The sequence below is a fragment of the Pseudovibrio sp. POLY-S9 genome (assembly GCF_001431305.1).
Taxonomy (GTDB): Bacteria; Pseudomonadota; Alphaproteobacteria; order Rhizobiales; family Stappiaceae; genus Pseudovibrio.
The window spans coordinates 32933-51666 of record NZ_LCWX01000170.1 but is presented as its reverse complement, the minus strand read 5'-3'; the positions used below and the strand labels follow the sequence as shown (position 1 = coordinate 51666).

At 49.4% G+C, this 18734-nt stretch carries 17 protein-coding genes, 1 tRNA gene and 1 pseudogene; 13 read left to right on the top strand and 6 right to left on the bottom strand.

Features of this window, described 5'->3' with window-relative positions; all coding sequences use genetic code 11:
• A pseudogene (locus PPL9_RS33440) lies at positions 1-810 on the top strand (ATP-binding protein); the annotation flags it as partial.
• 457 nt (positions 811-1267) lie between these two features.
• Positions 1268-1531 (top strand): hypothetical protein, encoded by a 264-nt coding sequence (locus PPL9_RS17560; RefSeq protein WP_057463914.1) that lies wholly within the window; start codon positions 1268-1270, stop codon positions 1529-1531.
• A 163-nt stretch (positions 1532-1694) separates the two neighbouring features.
• On the opposite strand, the gene PPL9_RS17555 is transcribed toward PPL9_RS17560, so the two are convergent.
• The 3 genes from PPL9_RS17555 to PPL9_RS17545 are packed head-to-tail and all read right to left on the bottom strand — an operon-like array spanning position 1695 to position 2882.
• Positions 1695-2129, bottom strand: a complete 435-nt coding sequence (locus tag PPL9_RS17555; protein ID WP_057463913.1) for a hypothetical protein — start codon at positions 2127-2129, stop codon at positions 1695-1697.
• A 3-nt stretch (positions 2130-2132) separates the two neighbouring features.
• Positions 2133-2531 carry a hypothetical protein gene (locus PPL9_RS17550; protein ID WP_057463912.1) on the bottom strand — a complete coding sequence of 133 codons (399 nt, stop codon included), beginning with the start codon at positions 2529-2531 and terminating at the stop codon, positions 2133-2135.
• 21 nt (positions 2532-2552) lie between these two features.
• A complete protein-coding gene (locus tag PPL9_RS17545) occupies positions 2553-2882 on the bottom strand; it encodes a hypothetical protein (RefSeq protein ID WP_152986729.1) in 330 nt (109 codons plus the stop codon).
• A 142-nt stretch (positions 2883-3024) separates the two neighbouring features.
• On the opposite strand from PPL9_RS17545, the gene PPL9_RS17540 reads away from it, so the two are divergent.
• Positions 3025-3243: a hypothetical protein gene (locus PPL9_RS17540; protein WP_057463910.1), complete on the top strand. Its 219-nt coding sequence runs from the start codon at positions 3025-3027 to the stop codon at positions 3241-3243.
• A 624-nt stretch (positions 3244-3867) separates the two neighbouring features.
• Here PPL9_RS17540 and PPL9_RS17535 read toward each other — a convergent pair.
• Positions 3868-3943 (bottom strand) — tRNA-Lys (locus PPL9_RS17535).
• Between the two features lie 575 nt (positions 3944-4518).
• Between PPL9_RS17535 and PPL9_RS17530 the strand changes: the two genes are divergently transcribed.
• The 6 genes from PPL9_RS17530 to PPL9_RS17505 are packed head-to-tail and all read left to right on the top strand — an operon-like array spanning position 4519 to position 12233.
• Complete coding sequence (locus PPL9_RS17530; RefSeq protein WP_057463909.1) at positions 4519-6726, top strand: NosR/NirI family protein; 2208 nt, start codon at positions 4519-4521, stop codon at positions 6724-6726.
• 35 nt (positions 6727-6761) lie between these two features.
• On the top strand, positions 6762-8669 hold the full coding sequence (gene nosZ / locus PPL9_RS17525) for a TAT-dependent nitrous-oxide reductase (protein WP_057463908.1): 1908 nt from the start codon (positions 6762-6764) through the stop codon (positions 8667-8669).
• A 13-nt stretch (positions 8670-8682) separates the two neighbouring features.
• The gene (locus PPL9_RS17520; protein ID WP_057463907.1) at positions 8683-9957 is read left to right on the top strand and encodes a nitrous oxide reductase family maturation protein NosD; all 1275 of its coding nucleotides are present in this window, start codon (positions 8683-8685) and stop codon (positions 9955-9957) included.
• Positions 9954-10874: an ABC transporter ATP-binding protein gene (locus tag PPL9_RS17515; RefSeq protein WP_057463906.1), complete on the top strand. Its 921-nt coding sequence runs from the start codon at positions 9954-9956 to the stop codon at positions 10872-10874. Before PPL9_RS17520 ends, PPL9_RS17515 begins: the two co-directional genes overlap by 4 nt.
• 4 nt (positions 10875-10878) lie before the next feature.
• A complete protein-coding gene (locus tag PPL9_RS17510; protein WP_057463905.1) occupies positions 10879-11709 on the top strand; it encodes an ABC transporter permease subunit in 831 nt (276 codons plus the stop codon).
• A complete protein-coding gene (locus PPL9_RS17505; protein WP_057463904.1) occupies positions 11706-12233 on the top strand; it encodes a nitrous oxide reductase accessory protein NosL in 528 nt (175 codons plus the stop codon). The genes PPL9_RS17510 and PPL9_RS17505 overlap by 4 nt, the downstream gene beginning before the upstream one ends.
• Positions 12234-12322: 89 nt before the next feature.
• Here PPL9_RS17505 and PPL9_RS17500 read toward each other — a convergent pair whose 3' ends face one another.
• Entirely contained in the window at positions 12323-12619 is a 297-nt protein-coding gene (locus PPL9_RS17500) for a hypothetical protein (protein ID WP_152986728.1), read from the bottom strand.
• A 676-nt stretch (positions 12620-13295) separates the two neighbouring features.
• Positions 13296-13715 carry a helix-turn-helix transcriptional regulator gene (locus tag PPL9_RS17495; RefSeq protein ID WP_057463902.1) on the bottom strand — a complete coding sequence of 140 codons (420 nt, stop codon included), beginning with the start codon at positions 13713-13715 and terminating at the stop codon, positions 13296-13298.
• A gap of 339 nt (positions 13716-14054) precedes the next feature.
• Here PPL9_RS17495 and speA point away from each other — a divergent pair, with 339 nt between their 5' ends.
• The 4 genes from speA to PPL9_RS33435 all read left to right on the top strand — a co-directional run.
• The gene (speA, locus tag PPL9_RS17490; protein ID WP_082596942.1) at positions 14055-15944 is read left to right on the top strand and encodes a biosynthetic arginine decarboxylase; all 1890 of its coding nucleotides are present in this window, start codon (positions 14055-14057) and stop codon (positions 15942-15944) included.
• Positions 15945-15965: 21 nt separating this feature from the next.
• Complete coding sequence (locus tag PPL9_RS17485; protein WP_057463900.1) at positions 15966-17177, top strand: saccharopine dehydrogenase family protein; 1212 nt, start codon at positions 15966-15968, stop codon at positions 17175-17177.
• Entirely contained in the window at positions 17149-18357 is a 1209-nt protein-coding gene (nspC, locus tag PPL9_RS17480) for a carboxynorspermidine decarboxylase (protein ID WP_244273413.1), read from the top strand. The genes PPL9_RS17485 and nspC overlap by 29 nt, the downstream gene beginning before the upstream one ends.
• A gap of 9 nt (positions 18358-18366) precedes the next feature.
• Positions 18367-18734, top strand: a 368-nt coding sequence (locus tag PPL9_RS33435) for an arginase family protein (protein ID WP_208989451.1), incomplete at its 3' end; no start/stop codon positions are given.

The following is an 18734-nucleotide window of genomic DNA, read 5'->3' as shown; positions in this document are numbered from 1 at the left end:
TGTGCTGTTTCTGCGTCCTCTCTTCCCAAAGATGAGCGTGATCTTATGGTGATGGCGCAAAACGGGCATGTGCTCAACTTTGATAATGTTTCGAAGATGGAAGGCTGGCTCTCTGATGCGATCTGCCGGATGGCGACGGGAAGTGGGTTTATCTCTCGCAAGCTGCACACAGATGGTGATGCCTATTGGTTTCAAGGGGCGCGGCCTGTGCTGCTTAATGGCATTCCTGCGCTGACTGAACGGGCTGATCTGGCAGAACGGGCGCTTTCTGTTCGTCTCAAGCGCATTGATGAGGTGGGCCGTCAACCGGAAGAGCTGTTCTGGCAAGAATGGGAGCTGCTCAAACCGCGTATGCTTGGCGCATTGCTGGATGCGTTGAGCGCAGCTATTCGCAACATTGAGAGTGTACATCTGGATCGCCATCCACGCATGGCGGACTTTGCGCGGTTAATGGTGGCTGCGTCTTCTGGCCTTGGTTGGGAAGAGGGTGAGTTTCTGGAGGCTTATGAGAGCAACCGGCGTGGTACAGCAGAGGCCGTCTTTGAAGGTGATCCGGTTGCTGTGGCGCTTCATGAGTTTCTCATGGTTCGGCAAGGTGGTGAGAGTTGGGTGGGCACGGCAACTGAGCTGCTGGCTGAACTCAATATGATTGTGTGTGACCAGATCAGATCCTCACGTTTCTGGCCGACAAAGGTGAATGCGTTTGGCAGTGCGGTGGATCGGGCAGCGCCACTGCTGAGGCAGAAGCGTATTCAGGTTCTGAAGAAGGCGACGGGTTCAAAGCGGCTGATCTATCTGGATGTGATTTAGCCGTTTTCCCTTCAAGACATCATGGGTCCTTCCTGGGCTTTCCCTTGACTGCGGGTAGTTCGAGACCACGGCGCAAGCGGCTATGTGGTTTTCGCGAGGGCTTGATGTTTATGTTCATGTTGTTGTTCTCAGTTTTTAGCCCCGCTAATCCTATGGGTTTGTGGAGGAATTCAGTTTCCTTGCATTGACACCTTGCTTCAATCATCGCATGGTCAGCTTGAGGCGTCAGAACCTCGGTAACACGGCACCGCGGCCGTTTTCTGCGGTCTTTTTGTGTCTGGAGTTAGCGCTCCAAACGCAACTCTCGCTTATGGGCGGGAGGGCGGTGAATATAATACCCTTCACGGGGGAATAAACCCGCCTGCGTTACCAGGTTCTGAGCCTCCCGCTCACCAGTGGGCCATCAGAAGCCTTCTGTTGAGTGGTTTGTTCAACAAACCCGTAACGGAGGTTTATGATGACTGATACTGGTAAAGAGAAATGTGCCCATACGTCCCTTCGCAATGAAGTGGATCAGCTTAGCCTAGCAACCAACCACCTCAAAAATCTGGTTTATTCTATGAGTGTGGTTCTAAGTGAGCGCATGGAGCACACACACAGATATGAAGCGTTGCTGACGCTGTTTGATACTGTGCGCAATCACATTGAAGATGTGCAGGGAAGTAGCGAGAAGATTTCCGAGCTGCTTGAACCTTGTGCGCTGGAAGTCTCCAAAGACTAAAAACACGGAATGAAGAGGGGTTTTGCCTCTCACGCCTTTTCTTTGAGTGGTAGACAAGCGAGACAAAGCTACCGTTGACTGTTGGTGTAGTAATTTTGGTGCGGTAGGCAGCTGACTTTATCATCAACGCTTGAGCTCACTCTGGACCATCGTCCCGCTAGCCTCAGAGTTGAGCACTTATGTCCCTGATTTCACAATACTCTCGATCAAACTTGCAAAAATTGGCTACTATCTGCTCTAGAAGTTGTTTTAATGAGGGAGGTAAATCTTGCTTGATCAGCTCAGTACTTGATCCCTGAAGTCTCTCATAAGGATAGTAGTTTTCCGCATCATATCCGAGTTCATTGCTCATTTCTTGATAGACGACCTTCATTGCGGCTTCATTTGAAGGGCGCTTTGATATCTCCCCAAGAGCTTCATCATATGTAATCCATTTGTGCTTAAAGAACGCCTGATTGTACTCAAAAATTTCGGGTGTGATAACTTCATTGCCGCCACCGATGAGGTAGAAGCCGTCCTTGTCTACGAAGCCATCATTCTGAAGGTTACTTAAACGGCGATCATAATAGATAGCCAATCCACCACCAGCTCCTGCCATCTTTTAGTCAAGTGGTCCTGGGTAGTCGATTCCTGCCATTCTAATGTTCACGGTTACGGTGAGTAGCTTAAGCCTCTCAGCAACAGCTAGAGCGATGTTGGCAGCTGTTTGAGCCCGCTGCTCTGCAGTCCAACTTTTGATAGCAACTTCCTTCAGCAGGAGAGAGATGCTACTCGAAAGTGTGTCAAATCCTCCAATGTCGAGTACTTCAACCGGCACGAGACCCGCTTTTTCTACGTCGGCATACTTGCCACTTAAAGCGTACTCCTCGTATCTCATTGGAGGGCATTTCTCTTGAAGGAACTTTGAAGCACCTTGCAAGCTAGCAGCAGTGAACACGATAGGAGCTTCAGGATTTTTTGTGATGGTTATATTACTTTTGACATTTTCAAGATCTCGCATGATGAGATTTATGGCAGGTTCTCAACCTTTTGCGAGTAAAGCAAACTTACCATCGTAGTTGAAGGCGGAAGTGTATAACAGACGAACAGGGCGATCATCTGTTTTCACTTCTAGATCTGGCCTTGCGTGCCGATCCTTATCTGCAAAACCGGCCTTGTATAGAAGTCCTATTCGAAACTCAGGATAAATGGCGCGACGACAACTTATATGTAGAAATGGAGCATTTGGTGGATCAGTTGGCTTTACTAAAATAGCTGCAACCATCTGCTCAGATGGTTGCAGCACCTCGAAGGCAAGGACGGTGTTCAGTGCGCTAATCCATAAACTAGCTGCCACAACAAATAAGCGCATAAATAAATCCATGTATCAAAACGTGTACATCATGCATAATTCTAAAGGATCGTTAATCTGAAGTTAGCAGGCGCTGAGAGTAGGCTGGTTTTGATGCGATACTTAGCAAGTCACGGTGTTCGCTGATACGTAGGAGTGAGTAATGTCTGAATGGCAGTTCAGTATGCCACATAGACATACATTGATGTGCGAAAGAGGAGAGCAAACTCTGCGCTTTGAAGTAGAACTGGCTCAATCTGGTGCAATTTTCTATCTACCAAAACATCAAGCTGATGATGAGATTGCTCAGGCGGTCAAGAAAGCCGAGGAATGGCTTTTCGCACGGTTCGAAAATGTCGAAGTTGTGCCGGACGAATCTTAATTACGTACCTCAGAAAAAATAAGATGTGTGTTGATTAAATAGGGGATGATGCTGATTTTGACAGCCTATGACAACTGACTGTCAGGTCTTGCTTTATCAAGCCTCTCAGAATGCCTTATCTCTGACGGCAAGTGACGGCATTCACAGCTTTTCCAGTATTAAGTTGAAAGGGTATTTGGAGGAGGTATGAGGGGTGAAATCCTGCTTACAAAAACACCCATTTGCTTACAATATGCTGACAAAAGCCAGAAAAGCAAAAAGCCTCCCGGAGGAGGATTTGAAATTTCCTTGATAAATCAAGGAGAAGCGTGGTTTTATCGAATGATATCTGGGCTTGACAGGTGCTTGGTTTGGTAAGCTTGCCTTGAAGCTCTGACGACTTGTGACAGCTCGTTTTCAACTCTGCAATCTGTCAACTCAAGTGGCCTGCTCGTTTGCTGACAACTATGACGACATTCACAGCTTTTCCAAAGCTAAATTATAAGAGGAAATGAGAGGGTTTTGAGGTCAAAAACGGCTCTTGAAACACTGCCATTTGCTTACATAGTGCTGACACGAGGCCTAAATGCAAAAAGCTCCCGAAAGAGAGCTTTGCTAAACCTCTTTATATACCACGAGGTTAAATGGTGAGCCCGCACGGGTTCGAACCGTGGACCTACTGATTAAAAGTCAGTTGCTCTACCAGCTGAGCTACGGGCTCTCGGCGTGACCGCTAGGTCGCTGCCTGTGAGGGGTCTTCTAAGGATTGCAGGGGCTTAGCGCAAGCGCTTTTTTTTATTTTCCACACAGTGCATTGAATTTGAATCAAGTATGCATCTTGCGCCACTCACAATCATGAGGAGAAGGCGGCTACACTTAAGTGCCTTCAGCAAAGAATGCGCCTCACGCGTACGAGCGCTCAAAGTTAAGAGTGGGAGTTATCATCAGACTTTCCCTCATAGGGCAAATTGTCTCGCTTTCTCCGTAAAACTACAACCTAAAGCTCATTAGACTACGTATTTCCACGCCAATTCATGAGTTTCAAGTGTCCACCACCGATGCTGACTATTCAATTAAATGCAAACAAAAGCAATAAGTTACGATAATAAAAAACCCCACAGCCCAGAGCGTCATCGTGCAAAATCAATCAAAAGTTGTGAAATATCTAAATACTGTGGAGATGCGTGTTTTGATCGATTAGCGGAGTTTGCTTTTTGATCTGCCGCAAAGAACTCACCTCCGAATAAGCGCACCTACTTAATGTATATTTTTCATGCGAGATAAGGTTTCTCGGAAATGCGAGCTCTCAGGTTGCGCACTGTCTTCCTTCTAATATTTACGTTCTTTCTCAGTGCGTCGAACTACGCGATAGCTGCGTCGGACTCTTCAAACCGTGTTCTCGACTTTGCCAAAAAAGTTGAGGTCACAAAGTTCTTTCCTAAGGCCGACAGGTATGGCGCGCTGCACGAGGACATCGCAGTGTTACCAGCAATGGCCGGAGATGACGTTTTAGGTTGGGTCTTCCTAACCACCGATCTCGTTTCCACAACAGGATATTCTGGCAAGCCTATTGATACGTTGGTTGGTATCAATCCTGAAGGCATGCTCACGAGCGTTCAGCTGGTAAAGCACGCAGAACCAATCGTTCTGATCGGTATCCCTGATAGCGAGATCAAAAAGATCACCGAGAATTATGCTGGTCTCGATATCAAGAAAGAAGCAGAGCAGGGCGGGTCTGCTCACGAGCTGGATATCATCTCCGGCGCGACCGTCACCATTATGGTGATTGATGATTCCGTCGTGAGAGCAAGCCTGAAAGTGGCGCGCACCCTCGGACTTGGTGGCCTGAAAGGCGCTGCTGCTGACACTGGTCCAAAATTTGTCATAGATCCAGACAAAGCAGAGGTTTCTGACTGGATGTCAATGACTGGTGATGGTTCTATCCGTCGTCTGACGCTCGATGTGGGCCAGGTCAACGCCGCATTTGTAGAGCAAGGCAATCCCAAAGCCATCAAACGTCCAGAGAAGGGGCCAGAAACCGACTCTTACGTTGATATGTTTATGGCGCTTGCTGACGTCCCAACTGTAGGTCGTACGATCCTGGGAGACGCAGAGTATGCCAATCTGAAAAATCGTCTGAAAGAAGGTGAGCACGCAATCGTGGTCCTCGGTCGTGGTCGTTATTCTTTCAAAGGCACAGGCTACGTACGTGGTGGCATCTTTGATCGTATTCAGCTGATCCAGGATGACATTTCAGTCCGCTTCAGAGACCGTCAACACAAACGTCTCGGCGTTGTGGCTGCAGATGATGCGCCAACGTTTAAAGAACTGGACATGTTCACCATTCCTGCAGACTCCGGTTTCGATCCAAGTAAACCATTCCGGCTGCAGCTTCTCGTACACCGTACAATTGGTGCGATTGAGAAAACCTTCCTGACATTTGATCTGGGCTATCAGTTGCCGCAGCAATACCTGAAGAAGGTAGAGGATGCACCAGTTGCCGCAGCAGATGCAGGAAAGGGAGAAGGCGCAGTTGCCGCTCCTGCAGAAGAAGGCCGCGTAGAGCTTTGGCAGCGCATTTGGAATGATCGTCAGGTTGATATCGCAATACTAGGCATTGCTCTTACAATCCTGACAGGCGTTTTCTTCTTCCAGATGCAGGTTGCCAAATCAGAGAAGTTTACCTTCTGGTTCCGTATTGGCTTCCTAACCTTCGTCTTGGTCTGGTTGGGCTGGATGGAAAACGCGCAGCTCTCTGTTGTAAACGTTCTAGCGCTCTTCTCAGCGCTGACGACAGAATTCAGCTGGACCGCGTTCCTGATGGATCCACTAGTGTTCCTGCTGTGGTTTGCTGTTGCAGCAGCACTCATCTTCTGGGGTCGTGGCGCATATTGCGGCTGGCTCTGCCCGTTTGGTGCACTTCAGGAGCTAACCAATCGGATCGCGAAGTTCTTCAAAGTTCCTCAAATCTCATTGCCTTGGGGTTTGCATGAACGCCTCTGGGCCGTGAAGTACATGATCTTCCTCGCTCTGTTTGGCTTGTCACTCTACTCCTTGGCAGTTGCTGAGCATTATGCAGAGGTTGAACCATTCAAGACCGCAATCATTTTGAAGTTCCAGCGCGGATGGCCGTTTGTCCTGTTCGCCGTGGTACTCTTGACCGCAGGTTTGTTTATCGAGCGGTTCTACTGCCGTTACCTCTGTCCACTTGGTGCAGCGCTCGCCATTCCAGCACGCCTACGCATGTTCGACTGGCTGAAGCGCTACAAAGAGTGCGGCAATCCATGCGCACGTTGCGAGAAGGACTGCATGGTTGGAGCGATCCACCCAGAGGGCAACATCAATCCAAACGAATGCCTGAACTGCCTGCACTGTCAGGTTCTGTATCAGAGCGACGACAAATGTCCGGTCTGCATTAAGAAGCTTGCCAAGCGCAAGAAATTCGAAGCGCAGACGGGTATTTCAAAGACGGAAAAGGGCACTTCCGTCAAACAACCGGCTTAGGCCAAATCTACTAGAAAGTATCAAGGGAGACTTTCATGACTGATAGAAAAGAGACAGGTCTGTCACGCCGCGCATTGCTCGGTGGTACTGCTAAAACAGCCGCTGTTGCGGGTCTGGGCGCAGTGGCAGTTGCTGGCGCTACTGGTGGCATCACTGCTGCACAGGCAGCTGAAGGTAACGACTTCCACGTTGCTCCGGGCGACCTGGACGAATACTACGGCTTCTGGTCTTCTGGACAGGCAGGCGAGCTGCGCATTCTGGGCATCCCATCCATGCGTGAACTGATGCGCGTTCCTGTGTTTAACCGTTGTTCCGCAACCGGTTGGGGCCAGACCAACGAATCCAAAAAAATTCTGACAGAAAACCTGCTGCCAGAAACCAAAGAGTTCCTTGCAGCTCATAATATGGACACATATGACAACGGTGACCTTCACCACCCACATATGTCCTTCACTGACGGCAAATATGACGGCCGCTACCTGTTCATGAACGATAAAGCAAATACTCGTGTTGCACGTATTCGTCTTGACGTGATGAAAGCAGACAAGATCATCGAAGTGCCAAACGCGCACGACATCCATGGTCTACGCCCTCAAAAATGGCCTCGTACAGGTTATGTTTTCGCAAACGGTGAGCACGAAGCTCCACTCGTAAACGATGGTAAAATCCTTGATAAGCCGGAAGAATATACCTGCATCTTTACCGCGATTGACGGCGATACCATGGAAGTGGCATGGCAGGTGATTGTATCCGGTAACCTTGATAACTGCGATGCGGACTATCAGGGTAAATATGCATTCTCAACCAGCTACAACTCAGAAATGGGTACCAATCTGGCCGAGATGACTGCGTCCGAAATGGACCACTGCGTTGTCTTCAACATCAAGCGCATTGAAGAAGGCGTCAAAAACGGCGACTACGAAATGCTGAATGGTGTGCCTGTTCTTGATGGCCGTAAAGGCTCCAAGTACACCGCATACGTTCCAGTGCCGAACAGCCCACACGGCTGTAACACTTGCCCAGACAAAAAACACGTTATGATCGCTGGTAAACTGTCTCCAACAGTTTCCGTTATCGACGTGGACAAGCTGGATGCAGTGTTTGACGGTGCAGATCCACGTTCCGCAGTTGTTGCAGAACCTGAGCTGGGTCTTGGCCCTCTCCACACAGCATTCGATAACCGCGGCTTCGCATACACCACACTGTTCCTCGACAGCCAGATGGTGAAGTGGGACATCGACAAAGCGATCCGTCAGTACGCTGGTGAAGATATCGACCCAATCCATTCCAAGATTGATGTCGCTTATCAACCAGGCCACAACCACACTTCCATGGGTGAAACTCTGGACGCGGACGGTAAGTGGCTTGTTTCCCTGAACAAGTTCTCCAAAGACCGCTTCTTGAACGTTGGTCCTTTGAAGCCTGAAAACGAGCAGCTGATCGATATTTCTGGCGACGAAATGAAGATCGTTCATGACGGCCCAACATTCGCTGAGCCACATGACGTCATCATCGTTCACCGTTCTCTCGTGAATCCAGCTTCTGTTTGGGATCGTAACGACCCAACATTCGCTGATGCAGTTGCACAGGCAAAAGCAGACGGTGTTGATCTGGAAGAAGCAGAACACGTAATTCGCGATGGCAACAAAGTTCGCGTTTACATGCACTCTGCAGCTCCAACCTTCTCTCTTGAGAAGTTTACCGTGAAGCAGGGCGATGAAGTCACTGTTTACGTCACCAACATTGATGACATTGACGATCTGACACATGGCTTCTGTATTTCCAACTACGGTGTAGCAATGGAAGTTGCTCCTCAGGCAACAGCTTCTGTGACCTTCATTGCTGAGCGTCCAGGTGTTCACTGGTTCTACTGCCAGTGGTTCTGTCATGCACTGCACATGGAAATGCGCGGCCGTATGTTCGTTGAGCCTCGCGACGCATAAGGGAGCAGCGGGCATGACAAGGTTGTTCTGGCAAACATTGCTGGGAGCGACGGCTTTGGTTGGCGTGAGCGTTTCTGCTCACGCCGCTGAAATCCCTGTTCCTGCACAGCCTGATGCCTTAGCCCGCGCCTTAGAAAAGGCGCAGGACGGAGACGTTTTGCGCCTTTCTGCTGGAATTCATCAGGGACCGATCATCATCGATCGGTCTTTGGTGCTTAAAGGAGAGCCAGGCGCAGAGCTTAAAGGCAATGGCAAAGGCTCAGTAATAACTGTCGAAGCACCAGATGTGGTCGTCGATGGACTGGTCATTACCGGTTCAGGTCTTTCCAACCAAACAATCGATTCAGGCGTGAAGCTGACAAAAAAAGCAGATCGTGCCCGAATTACAGGGAATAAGTTCCTCAACAATCTGGTGGGTGTGGATGCACACGGCCCAGATGATGCTTACGTTGCCGATAACCTGATTGAAGGACGTCGCGATCTGCGCCCCAACGAGCGCGGAAACGGCATATATGTCTGGAACTCACCACGACTTGTCGTGGAATTTAACACCATCAAATATGGCCGTGACGGTATCTTCGTAAACACCAGTCCAAACGATACTCTGAGAAATAATTATTTCGAAAACACACGCTTTGCTGTGCATTATATGTATGGCAACAAAGGAACTATCTCCAACAACGTCTCAGTAGACAATCACATTGGCTACGCTCTTATGTTTTCCGACAAGCTCACCATCACAAACAACATTTCTGATGGGGACCGCGACCACGGCTTGATGCTGAACTACGCAAACAATGCCGTAATCACCGGAAACCATGTGAAAGCATCGCCTGAAAAATGTTTGTTTATGTACAACGCTAACAAAAACAAAGTCGACGGAAACACGTTCGAACGTTGTGAGATTGGAGTTCATTTCACAGCTGGTTCCGCTAAAAATAAGTTTTCCAACAATGCTTTCATCGGAAATAAAACTCAGGTCAAATACGTGGGCACACGTCATCTTGAGTGGACCTACGAAGGTCGTGGAAACTTCTGGAGCGATCATTCAGCCTTTGACATGAACGGAGACGGAGTAGCCGATACCGCCTACCGGCCAAACGACATGGTCGATCAAATTCTCTGGACGCAACCCACTGCAAAACTGCTTACCGGAAGTCCTGCTGTTCAACTCCTCAGTTGGACACAGTCTCAGTTTCCGGCGCTTTTGCCAGGCGGAATCGTGGACAAAAAACCGCTGATGCATGCGCCAGAGTTAGCAAAGCCGAAGGTAGGAGCAAGAAGATGAATAATACAGTTCTTCGAGCTGAAAACGTCCGCATGACCTTCGATGGACGGGATGCTGTAAAAGATCTTTCCTTTGAACTGGGAAGCGCAGAGAGGGTTGCGCTCCTCGGACACAATGGGGCAGGAAAAACGACATTCTTTAAGATGTCACTTGGTTTTCTAACCCCAACGGATGGACGGATTGAAGTTTTGGGCGCAGAGCCCGGCAGTGACAAAGCACGCGCATCCACTGCGTTCCTGCCTGAATCTGTTGCCTTTCAAAGAACATTGACAGGTGTCGAAGTTCTCAAATACTACGCACGACTAAAAGGCGAAAATGCAAAGAAAGCCATTGGTTTGCTCGAACGCGTTGGACTTGCAGAAGCAGGACGCCGCCGTGTTGGGACATACTCAAAAGGCATGCGTCAACGTCTGGGTCTGGCACAAGCATTAATCGGAACACCGAAGCTTGTCCTGCTTGATGAGCCAACAAGTGGCCTTGACCCCATTTCTCGGCAGAACTTCTACGATCTGGTGACTGAGATTTCAGGAAATGGAGCAACAGTACTGCTGTCGTCTCACGCCCTGACGGAAATGGAAGCACGTACTGATCGCATCTTGATCATGTCCAAAGGCAAATTGGTAGCAAACGATACGCTCGACCATTTGCGGACCGCAGCAAGATTGCCGATCCGCCTCAAGGTAAAGTTGAAAGAAGAGCCGGCAGAGCAACTGGCAAACCGCTTGGGTGGTACTCCGGTCAATTGTCGCTCAGTAGAAATCATGTGCGCGCACGAAGACAAGATCGCAAGAATTGCTGCGGTCACCAGCCTTGGCGCGATGATCGAAGACATCGATGTCCATCTGCCAACTCTGGATGATGTGTATAAGCACTTCTCTGAAAAAGCAGATCTCGAAGATAGTGCAGGGGAGGCTTAAAGATATGTTCCAACGTATCCTCACTGTAGCTCACCAAGAATTCCGGATCGGCTTACGAAATCGCTGGATCTTGCTTTCTGTTGTGATCCTGAGCGCGTTCTCCATGGCACTGGCCTTGCTCGGTTCAGCTCCTGCGGGCACGCTTGATGTAAGCCGCATGACAATCACTGTAGCTTCTCTGTCCAGCCTGTCTGTCTATCTGGTTCCGCTGATCGCACTGCTGCTCGCTTTTGATGCTGTTGCAGGTGAAATCGAACGCGGGACCTTGCTGCTGATCTTCTCTTCACCAATGACGCGAAGCGAGTTCCTCATTGGCAAGGCTGTCGGACATATCTGCGTTCTAATGCTGGCTCTCACACTCGGCTACGGATCAACTGCATTGATGCTGGCAGCCACCGGTGGCGGTGACACCAGTGGTTTCATCGACTTTGCGCGGCTGATCGCAACCTCAGCCATCCTCGGCTTCGCATTCCTGTCCCTTGGATACATCGTTAGTGCACTCGTGCGCCAGGTGACGACAGCAGCTGCAATGGCAATCGGAATTTGGTTAGTACTGATTGTGCTTTACGATTTGGCACTATTAGGAGCACTGGTCGCTGATAGCGAGGGCTTCTTTGCTTCCAGTGTGTTCCCATTCGCTCTGCTGGCAAATCCAGCGGATGCTTTCCGCTTGTTCAACCTTTCAGCACTCGATGCCAACGCCATGGTCGGCGGTATGGCAGGTGTCGCTGAAAGCCTTCCATTCCCGCCAGTCGTTGCTCTTGCATCCATCTTTATGTTTGCAGGTGCTGCAATGTCTGGTGCAATCCTTCTGCTTAAGAGGGTTTCCCCATGATGAAGAAACTATTCGCAGTCGTTGGTGTCACGTTGCTTCTGGCAGCGTGTCAGGAGAAAGAAGAAGTCGTCAAGCCGGTCGCCATGGAACTTAGTGTCGAGGCTGCAGGTTTCTACTGCCAGATGACTGTTTTGGATCACGAAGGGCCAAAAGCTCAGATTCACTTGGCAGGTAGCCCATTTCCACTGTGGTTCTCGCAGGTACGCGATGCAGTCGCCTTCACACGATTACCTGAAGAATCCAAAGATTACGTCGCGATCTATGTGAACGATATGGACAATGCAGTCAGCTGGGAGCAACCAGGCAATAACAACTGGGTTGATGCAGATGCAGCATACTTCGTTATCGAAAGTACACGGAACGGCGGGATGGGGGCACCAGAGGCAATTCCATTTGGCACACAAGCAGGTGCTGAGAAATTTTCCTCTGAAAACGGTGGTAAGGTTGTGAAACTGACAGAAATTCCTGATGAGTACGTGCTCAAACCAGTTGAATTCGAACTCAGTGATGTGTCAAGCAATTAGCCCAGACTATAAAATCTAAAAATACAAAACGCTCCAGAAATGGAGCGTTTTTTTGCGTCGAAACCAGTTTCACTGAATGGCAAGTTGTTTCAGTACTTGCAACGTTGCGGATAGCCAACCCTCAGATCCGGATCTCCAACCACAATCAGCTCATCAGGATCACACGTCACACTTTCCGTTGGGGAGCTGTCAAAAGGTCTGAATTTGAGTGCTCGATGCCCGCAAATGAGTGTGGTTTCACCGCAGATAAACCCGACTTCTTCAGTGCTTCTATGCTTAACGATTGAACCAAGTTCAGGTTCACCAAAAGACATATCCGCAGTCAGCAAGTTCAAAAAATCAACTTCAGGAGTCGCATCCGCAGCATGCTTACTCGCCGTTTTCAAGAGATCCTCAAAAATATCATGCCGCGCAGTCGAATGTTGACTATCTACTTCGTTTGAATATTCAGCGCGATTTAAGTCGATGGGCATAAGAGTTCTTTCAACTAGAGAACTAAAAGCAAATGTAAAAAAACCAGTTCAGACGAACAATCTGATCATGTCCAATCCTTATGCGCCTTTCACATAATCAGGAAAGGAGCATAAATTAGAGTTGAATTGGATAATAAATCCATATCGTAGATTTCAACAGCTGGAAAGGTAAATAAACTCAAGTTTTAAATAACCTGAGCAATGCACATTAAAAGTCGAAAACCAGAAGCACGACAAAAAAGCAATTTAACCTTTAAGATACAATGCCTTAATTAAATAATACATGAGATCGAAAAGACACATTTATGACGTATGCACAATTATTAAGTCAAATTCATAAGGCAAAAAATCGGAGAGAATAACTTCATATCGGCAGATAGAAATTAGGTAAATTCCCCCAACAATAACTGCGAAGCAATCACATTCACTGAGAAGATTAAACTGAAGAAAGTGAACTCGAAACGACATTGTCGAAAAGAGATAGACACGATATTCAATTTAGAGCGTGATGTAACAAGTTGTTTGGAAAAAGACTTTAAATTTCTAACAACAGTGCCAAAGCGTCGGCAAGGCCGCAAGTAAATGCGTCTTATTGCTCATTTCGTTTCAGCATCTCGTGATAAATACGAGCAAACATCATGGAAACGAAATTCATAGGTCCTTTACTACCCGAGCCATACACCTGTGCTTCGATTTCTAATGCTTGGGTCCAAGCCTGATCAATTAAATCCAGATCAGTCTGATTCACATGCCCTTCCATCTCACTTAGAATCTCAGTGTCTTCTATAAAGTCGACATCATTAACACCGTGAATTCCGAAACGAAGAAACTGTTCGTTGACACCGAGTGCTAGTGCCAACTTTCCCAGAGTATCACCACGCGGATTATCTATTAAACCTTTTTCGATCTTATAAAGATTGTCATAACCAACGTTTGCACGTCGAGCTAAATCTTTGACCGTCAGATCATTCTGTTTTCTTAGTTTTTGAAGCCGCTGTTGCCAAGTCATGGTTGCTCTGCAGTCGCTAAAAACATAGTCCCGTGGAGAAGTATTACAGTTAGTGCAATTAATCTATGACTAGATTGGTCGCAAATAAATAAGCAAATGAGATATCCGCAAGAAATAGGGGAGCTGCCTACTGCATTGTCTTTAGCCAATCTCCCTCCTCTTTAAAATTGCTGAAACAGCACTCCCACCAAAATTTTAGGTTGTAGTTTTAGTTCCAGCAAAAAGTGACTTGTGCACCTGTTCTCCCACCTCTGATGTTTAGAACACCAATATTGGGCTTGTCAGATGGGAAGACCATGAGTAAATGGGGCGAAATCAATTCTGGAAGGGGATAAATGGTTGCCAAATAATCAAGGTACTGCCCATGCCGTCTATGGTATGGGGCGCTGGGGTAAAGATCTTCTCTCTGTGCTGCCAAACGGCGATATAGCACTTAGTAATCCTTTGATGCCGGACGCTCCCAAGGTGAGTCTGCCGGAGATCGTTCACGACCTTGAACAACGTGGTATCCATTCTCCACTTTTGCTGCGCGTCAGTTCGTTCCTGCAAAACGAAATCGCTCACATCAACAATTCCATGGCAGATGCAATCAATCGCGTCGGTTACAAAGGCAAATATCGCGGTGTTTTCCCGATCAAGGTAAACCAGCAGGCGCAGGTTATCGACCGTATCGTTGAATTTGGCCGTCCTTACTCTTACGGGCTGGAAGCTGGCTCCAAGCCTGAGCTTGTTATTGCGCTTGCCCACCGCTTGCCTAAAGAAGCCCTCATTGTTTGTAACGGTGTAAAAGACGAAGAGTTCATTCGTCTTGCAATTCTTTCCCGCAAGCTGGGTTTTAACACCATCATCGTGCTGGAAAGCCCGAAAGAACTCGACACCGTTATTAATGTGGTTGAGGAGCTGGGTGAGGAGCCTTTGCTCGGTGTGCGCGTTAAACTGACGAACCAGATTGGCGGCAAGTGGGAAGAAAGCTCTGGCGATCGCTCCACATTTGGCATGAACACTGATCAGCTGGTCTCAGTGATTGACAAACTGCGCGATGCGAAACTCTTGCACTGCCTGAAGTTGCAGCACTCTCATCTTGGCTCGCAGGTTCCTGATGTCAATGACGTCCGCCGCGCAGTTGGCGAAGCCTGTCGTTACTTTGTCGAGCTAACAAGGGAAGGGGCCGAACTAACCCATCTTGATCTTGGTGGTGGCCTTGGGGTTGATTACACCGGTGAGAAGAAGGCGATTGAAAACTCCACCAACTACTCGGTTGAGGAATACTGCGCCAATGTGGTGGAGACCGTTGCTTATGCAATGGATGAGGCAGAACTCACGCACCCCACATTGATCACTGAAAGTGGTCGTGCCGTTGTCGCGACCTCTTCAATGCTGCTCTTCAATGTCCTTGAAGCAACGCTGTTTGATGCGCCAACCGCCCCTGAGCCTGAAGCAGACGATCACCACATGGTTGCAGATCTTGCCGCCGTTGAGGGGTATCTTAGCGCAGAACGGCTTCAGGAATGTTTGAACGACGCCTCATTCTACCGCAATGAACTGCGGGCGCTCTTCCGCCGTGGGTATATCGACCTGCGCCAGATGGGTCGTTCTGAGCGCATTTATCTGCATTTGATGTCCAAGATTAAAGAGCTGGCGCCACCAACTGGTGTTGCTCCCGAGATTGACGAGCAGCTGGAGAAGGTGGCGGATATCTACCACTGTAACTTCTCTTTGTTCCAGTCCCTGCCAGATGTCTGGGCCATCGATCAGCTTCATCCGATTGTGCCGTTACAACGCCTGAATGAAGCACCAGATCGCCGCGCTGTTCTTTCTGACATCACCTGTGACAGTGATGGTAAAGTAGACAAGTTCATTTTGGCGGACGGCATCTCACCATCTTTGCCGGTCCATACGCTCGAAGAAGGCAAGCCATTCTATCTTGGTGTTTTCTTTGTTGGCGCCTATCAGGAAACGCTGGGTGATCTGCATAACCTGTTTGGCGATACCAATGTGGCAACCATTGACCTGCGCGCTGATGGCGGATTTGATCTGCTTCAGGAAGTTGAAGGTGATACAATCTCGCAGGTTCTTTCCTATGTGGAATATGATCCACGCGATTGCGTAGACGCTTTCCGCAAGCTTATCGATGAGGCGGTCTCCGCTGGCACACTGAAGAACGCTGATCGACGCACGTTGGTTGCCGCTTACCGCGACAGCATCAACGGCTACACTTACTACGAATAATCCAAGGACCGGGGAATAGGCATGAGTAAGACTCTGGTAATCGGCGCAGGTGGTGTTTCCTCCGCAGCCGTACACAAAATGGCAATGAATTCGGATATCTTTTCTGAGGTCACGCTCGCATCTCGCCGCAAGTTTAAATGCGATGACATTGCAAAAAGCGTGAAGGCAAAGACCGGCGTTACCATCAAGACAGCTGAAGTTGACGCGATGGACGTTGCAGCAGTTGTTGCCCTCATCAAAGAGAGCGGCGCAGAGCTGCTGGTGAACCTGGCACTGCCGTATCAGGACCTGAAGTTGATGGATGCCTGTCTGGAAGCTGGCATCAACTATCTGGACACCGCAAACTACGAGCCGGAAGACGAAGCCAAGTTTGAATACCACTGGCAATGGGCGTATCAGGAGCGCTTTAAAGAGGCTGGCCTGACAGCGATCCTCGGCTCTGGTTTCGATCCGGGGGTTACTTCCGTTTTTGCAACATGGCTGAAAAAGCACAAGCTAGACACCATCCGCCAGATTGACGTTCTTGACTGCAACGGCGGCGACAACGGCAAAGCATTTGCAACCAACTTCAACCCGGAAATCAATATCCGTGAAGTAACTGCAGATGCACGCCATTGGGAAAAAGGCGACTGGGTAACCTCTCCAGCCATGACCCACAAGGTTGCTTTCGACTTCCCGGGCGTTGGTGAGAAGAACATGTACCTCATGTACCATGAGGAACTGGAAAGCATGAAAACGCACTTCACCGAGATTGAACGGGCGCGTTTCTGGATGACGTTCGGTGATGCTTACATCAATCACGTCCGCGTGCTTGAAGGCATTGGCATGACCTCAATTGAGCCTGTCATGCATGAGGGCAAGGAAATTATCCCGCTGCAATTCCTGAAGTCCGTTCTGCCGGACCCAAGTGATCTGGGCGAGCTGACAAAAGGCAAGACCTGCATTGGCGACATTGCAACCGGTCAGGCCAAAGACGGCTCCGGCGAGAAAACCTATTACATCTACAACATCTGTGACCACGAAGAGTGTTATGCAGAGGTTGGCTCGCAGGCTGTTTCCTACACCACTGGTGTTCCGGCAATGATTGGTGCAGCACAGATCCTGAAAGGGAACTGGAACGAGCCGGGTGTTTGGAACATGGAGCAGCTGGACCCGGATAACTTCATGGACATGCTGAACGAGCACGGCCTGCCCTGGCAGGTGCATGAGCTCGACGGCCCGGTTCAGTTCTAAGCTGATGGCTGACATGATGCAGACGCAGGCTGGCGATGCGGGAGCGTTCAGGACATTTGATCTCTCCCGGGTCCCAAGTCCTTGTTTCGTCGTTGATGAGGTTGCGGTCCGCCGCAACCTTTCTGTGCTTAAGGACGTGGCTGATCGCTCTGGCGCGCACGTCCTTTCCGCGCTGAAAGCCTTTTCCATGTTTGCACTGGCCCCTGTGGTGCGCGAATATCTGGAAGGCACCTGCGCCTCAGGTCTTTATGAGGCACGCCTTGCGCGACAGGAATACGGCGGAGAAGTCGCAACTTTCTGCGCTGGTTATAAAGCAAGCGAGATTGATGAGATCATTGGCTACACCGACCATATGATCTTCAACTCTCCTGCTCAAAAAGACCGATTCCTGCCAAACGTCCGCGCTGCCAGACACAAAGTCGATGTGGGCCTGCGCATCAATCCTGAGCACTCTGAAGGCGAGGTTGCGAAATACGACCCGTGCGCTCCATGCTCTCGCCTGGGCTTTCCAATCTCGCGGTTAAATGCAGAGGTATTGGAGGGCGTCGGTGGCATCCATATGCACACGCTGTGCGAACAGGAGTTTGAGCCACTCCAGCGCACATGGGAGGCGGTGAAAGATAAGCTTGCGCCGTATTTCAGTCAGCTGAAATGGATCAACTTCGGCGGTGGTCACCATATCACGCGTGAAGACTACAGCCGCGAAGCGCTGATTGCCTTCATCAAGGATGTGCGTGCAACAACCGGGCTGGAAGTTTATCTGGAACCGGGCGAAGCAGTTGCTCTGGATGCGGGCATTCTGGTAGGTGAAGTGCTGGATCTGCCCCAAAACACCATGAATTTGGCAATTGTAGACATTTCCGCAACCTGCCACATGCCAGATGTGATTGAAGCTCCCTATCGCCCGGCCATGCTGGATGAAGTGGAGGAGGGGCACACATACCGCCTCGGTGGCCCATCCTGCCTCGCAGGTGACGTGATCGGCGATTACACCCGAACAGCGCCGCTGAATATTGGTGATCGCTTTGCATTCCTCGATCAGGCTCACTATTCCATGGTGAAAACCAACACCTTCAACGGAGTTCCCCTGCCTGCAATCGCACTCTGGAACTCTGAAAGTGATGATCTTAAAATCATTCGCGAGTTCTCTTACAGCGACTTCCTGAACCGTCTTTCCTAAGGGTACGAAATGTCTGTTTTTCTTGACAGTGAGCTGACTGAAGCAGAACGCAAAGCAGAAGACGCTCTCTTCACAATTATCCCAGTCCCACTGGAACGCACCGTCTCTTACGGCTCAGGTACAGTAAAAGGCCCGCAAGCCATCATTGAGGCAAGTAATGAGCTGGAACGCGGCTGTAATGGTGTTGAGCCATGCGCTTCCGGCATTGCAACGCAAGATCCTATCAACTGTGATGGACCCCTGCCGGACGTTATGGAGCGCCTCGCTCAGCGTACGGAAGAAGCCGTCAAAGTCGGTAAAATTCCAGTCACACTGGGCGGCGAACACTCGCTGTCTTACGGCGCGGTCTCAGGCGTTGCCCGTGCGCTCGGCAAACC

Bases quoted from the DNA above. Each gene is read 5' to 3' on its own strand.
- PPL9_RS17560 (WP_057463914.1), top strand. From the start codon at position 1,268: ATGACTGATACTGGTAAAGAGAAATGTGCCCATACGTCCCTTCGCAAT.
- PPL9_RS17555 (WP_057463913.1), bottom strand. From the start codon at position 2,129: ATGGCAGGAGCTGGTGGTGGATTGGCTATCTATTATGATCGCCGTTTA.
- PPL9_RS17550 (WP_057463912.1), bottom strand. From the start codon at position 2,531: ATGCGAGATCTTGAAAATGTCAAAAGTAATATAACCATCACAAAAAAT.
- PPL9_RS17545 (WP_152986729.1), bottom strand. From the start codon at position 2,882: ATGCGCTTATTTGTTGTGGCAGCTAGTTTATGGATTAGCGCACTGAAC.
- PPL9_RS17540 (WP_057463910.1), top strand. From the start codon at position 3,025: ATGTCTGAATGGCAGTTCAGTATGCCACATAGACATACATTGATGTGC.
- PPL9_RS17530 (WP_057463909.1), top strand. From the start codon at position 4,519: ATGCGAGCTCTCAGGTTGCGCACTGTCTTCCTTCTAATATTTACGTTC.
- nosZ (WP_057463908.1), top strand. From the start codon at position 6,762: ATGACTGATAGAAAAGAGACAGGTCTGTCACGCCGCGCATTGCTCGGT.
- PPL9_RS17520 (WP_057463907.1), top strand. From the start codon at position 8,683: ATGACAAGGTTGTTCTGGCAAACATTGCTGGGAGCGACGGCTTTGGTT.
- PPL9_RS17515 (WP_057463906.1), top strand. From the start codon at position 9,954: ATGAATAATACAGTTCTTCGAGCTGAAAACGTCCGCATGACCTTCGAT.
- PPL9_RS17510 (WP_057463905.1), top strand. From the start codon at position 10,879: ATGTTCCAACGTATCCTCACTGTAGCTCACCAAGAATTCCGGATCGGC.
- PPL9_RS17505 (WP_057463904.1), top strand. From the start codon at position 11,706: ATGATGAAGAAACTATTCGCAGTCGTTGGTGTCACGTTGCTTCTGGCA.
- PPL9_RS17495 (WP_057463902.1), bottom strand. From the start codon at position 13,715: ATGACTTGGCAACAGCGGCTTCAAAAACTAAGAAAACAGAATGATCTG.
- PPL9_RS17485 (WP_057463900.1), top strand. From the start codon at position 15,966: ATGAGTAAGACTCTGGTAATCGGCGCAGGTGGTGTTTCCTCCGCAGCC.
- nspC (WP_244273413.1), top strand. From the start codon at position 17,149: ATGAGCTCGACGGCCCGGTTCAGTTCTAAGCTGATGGCTGACATGATG.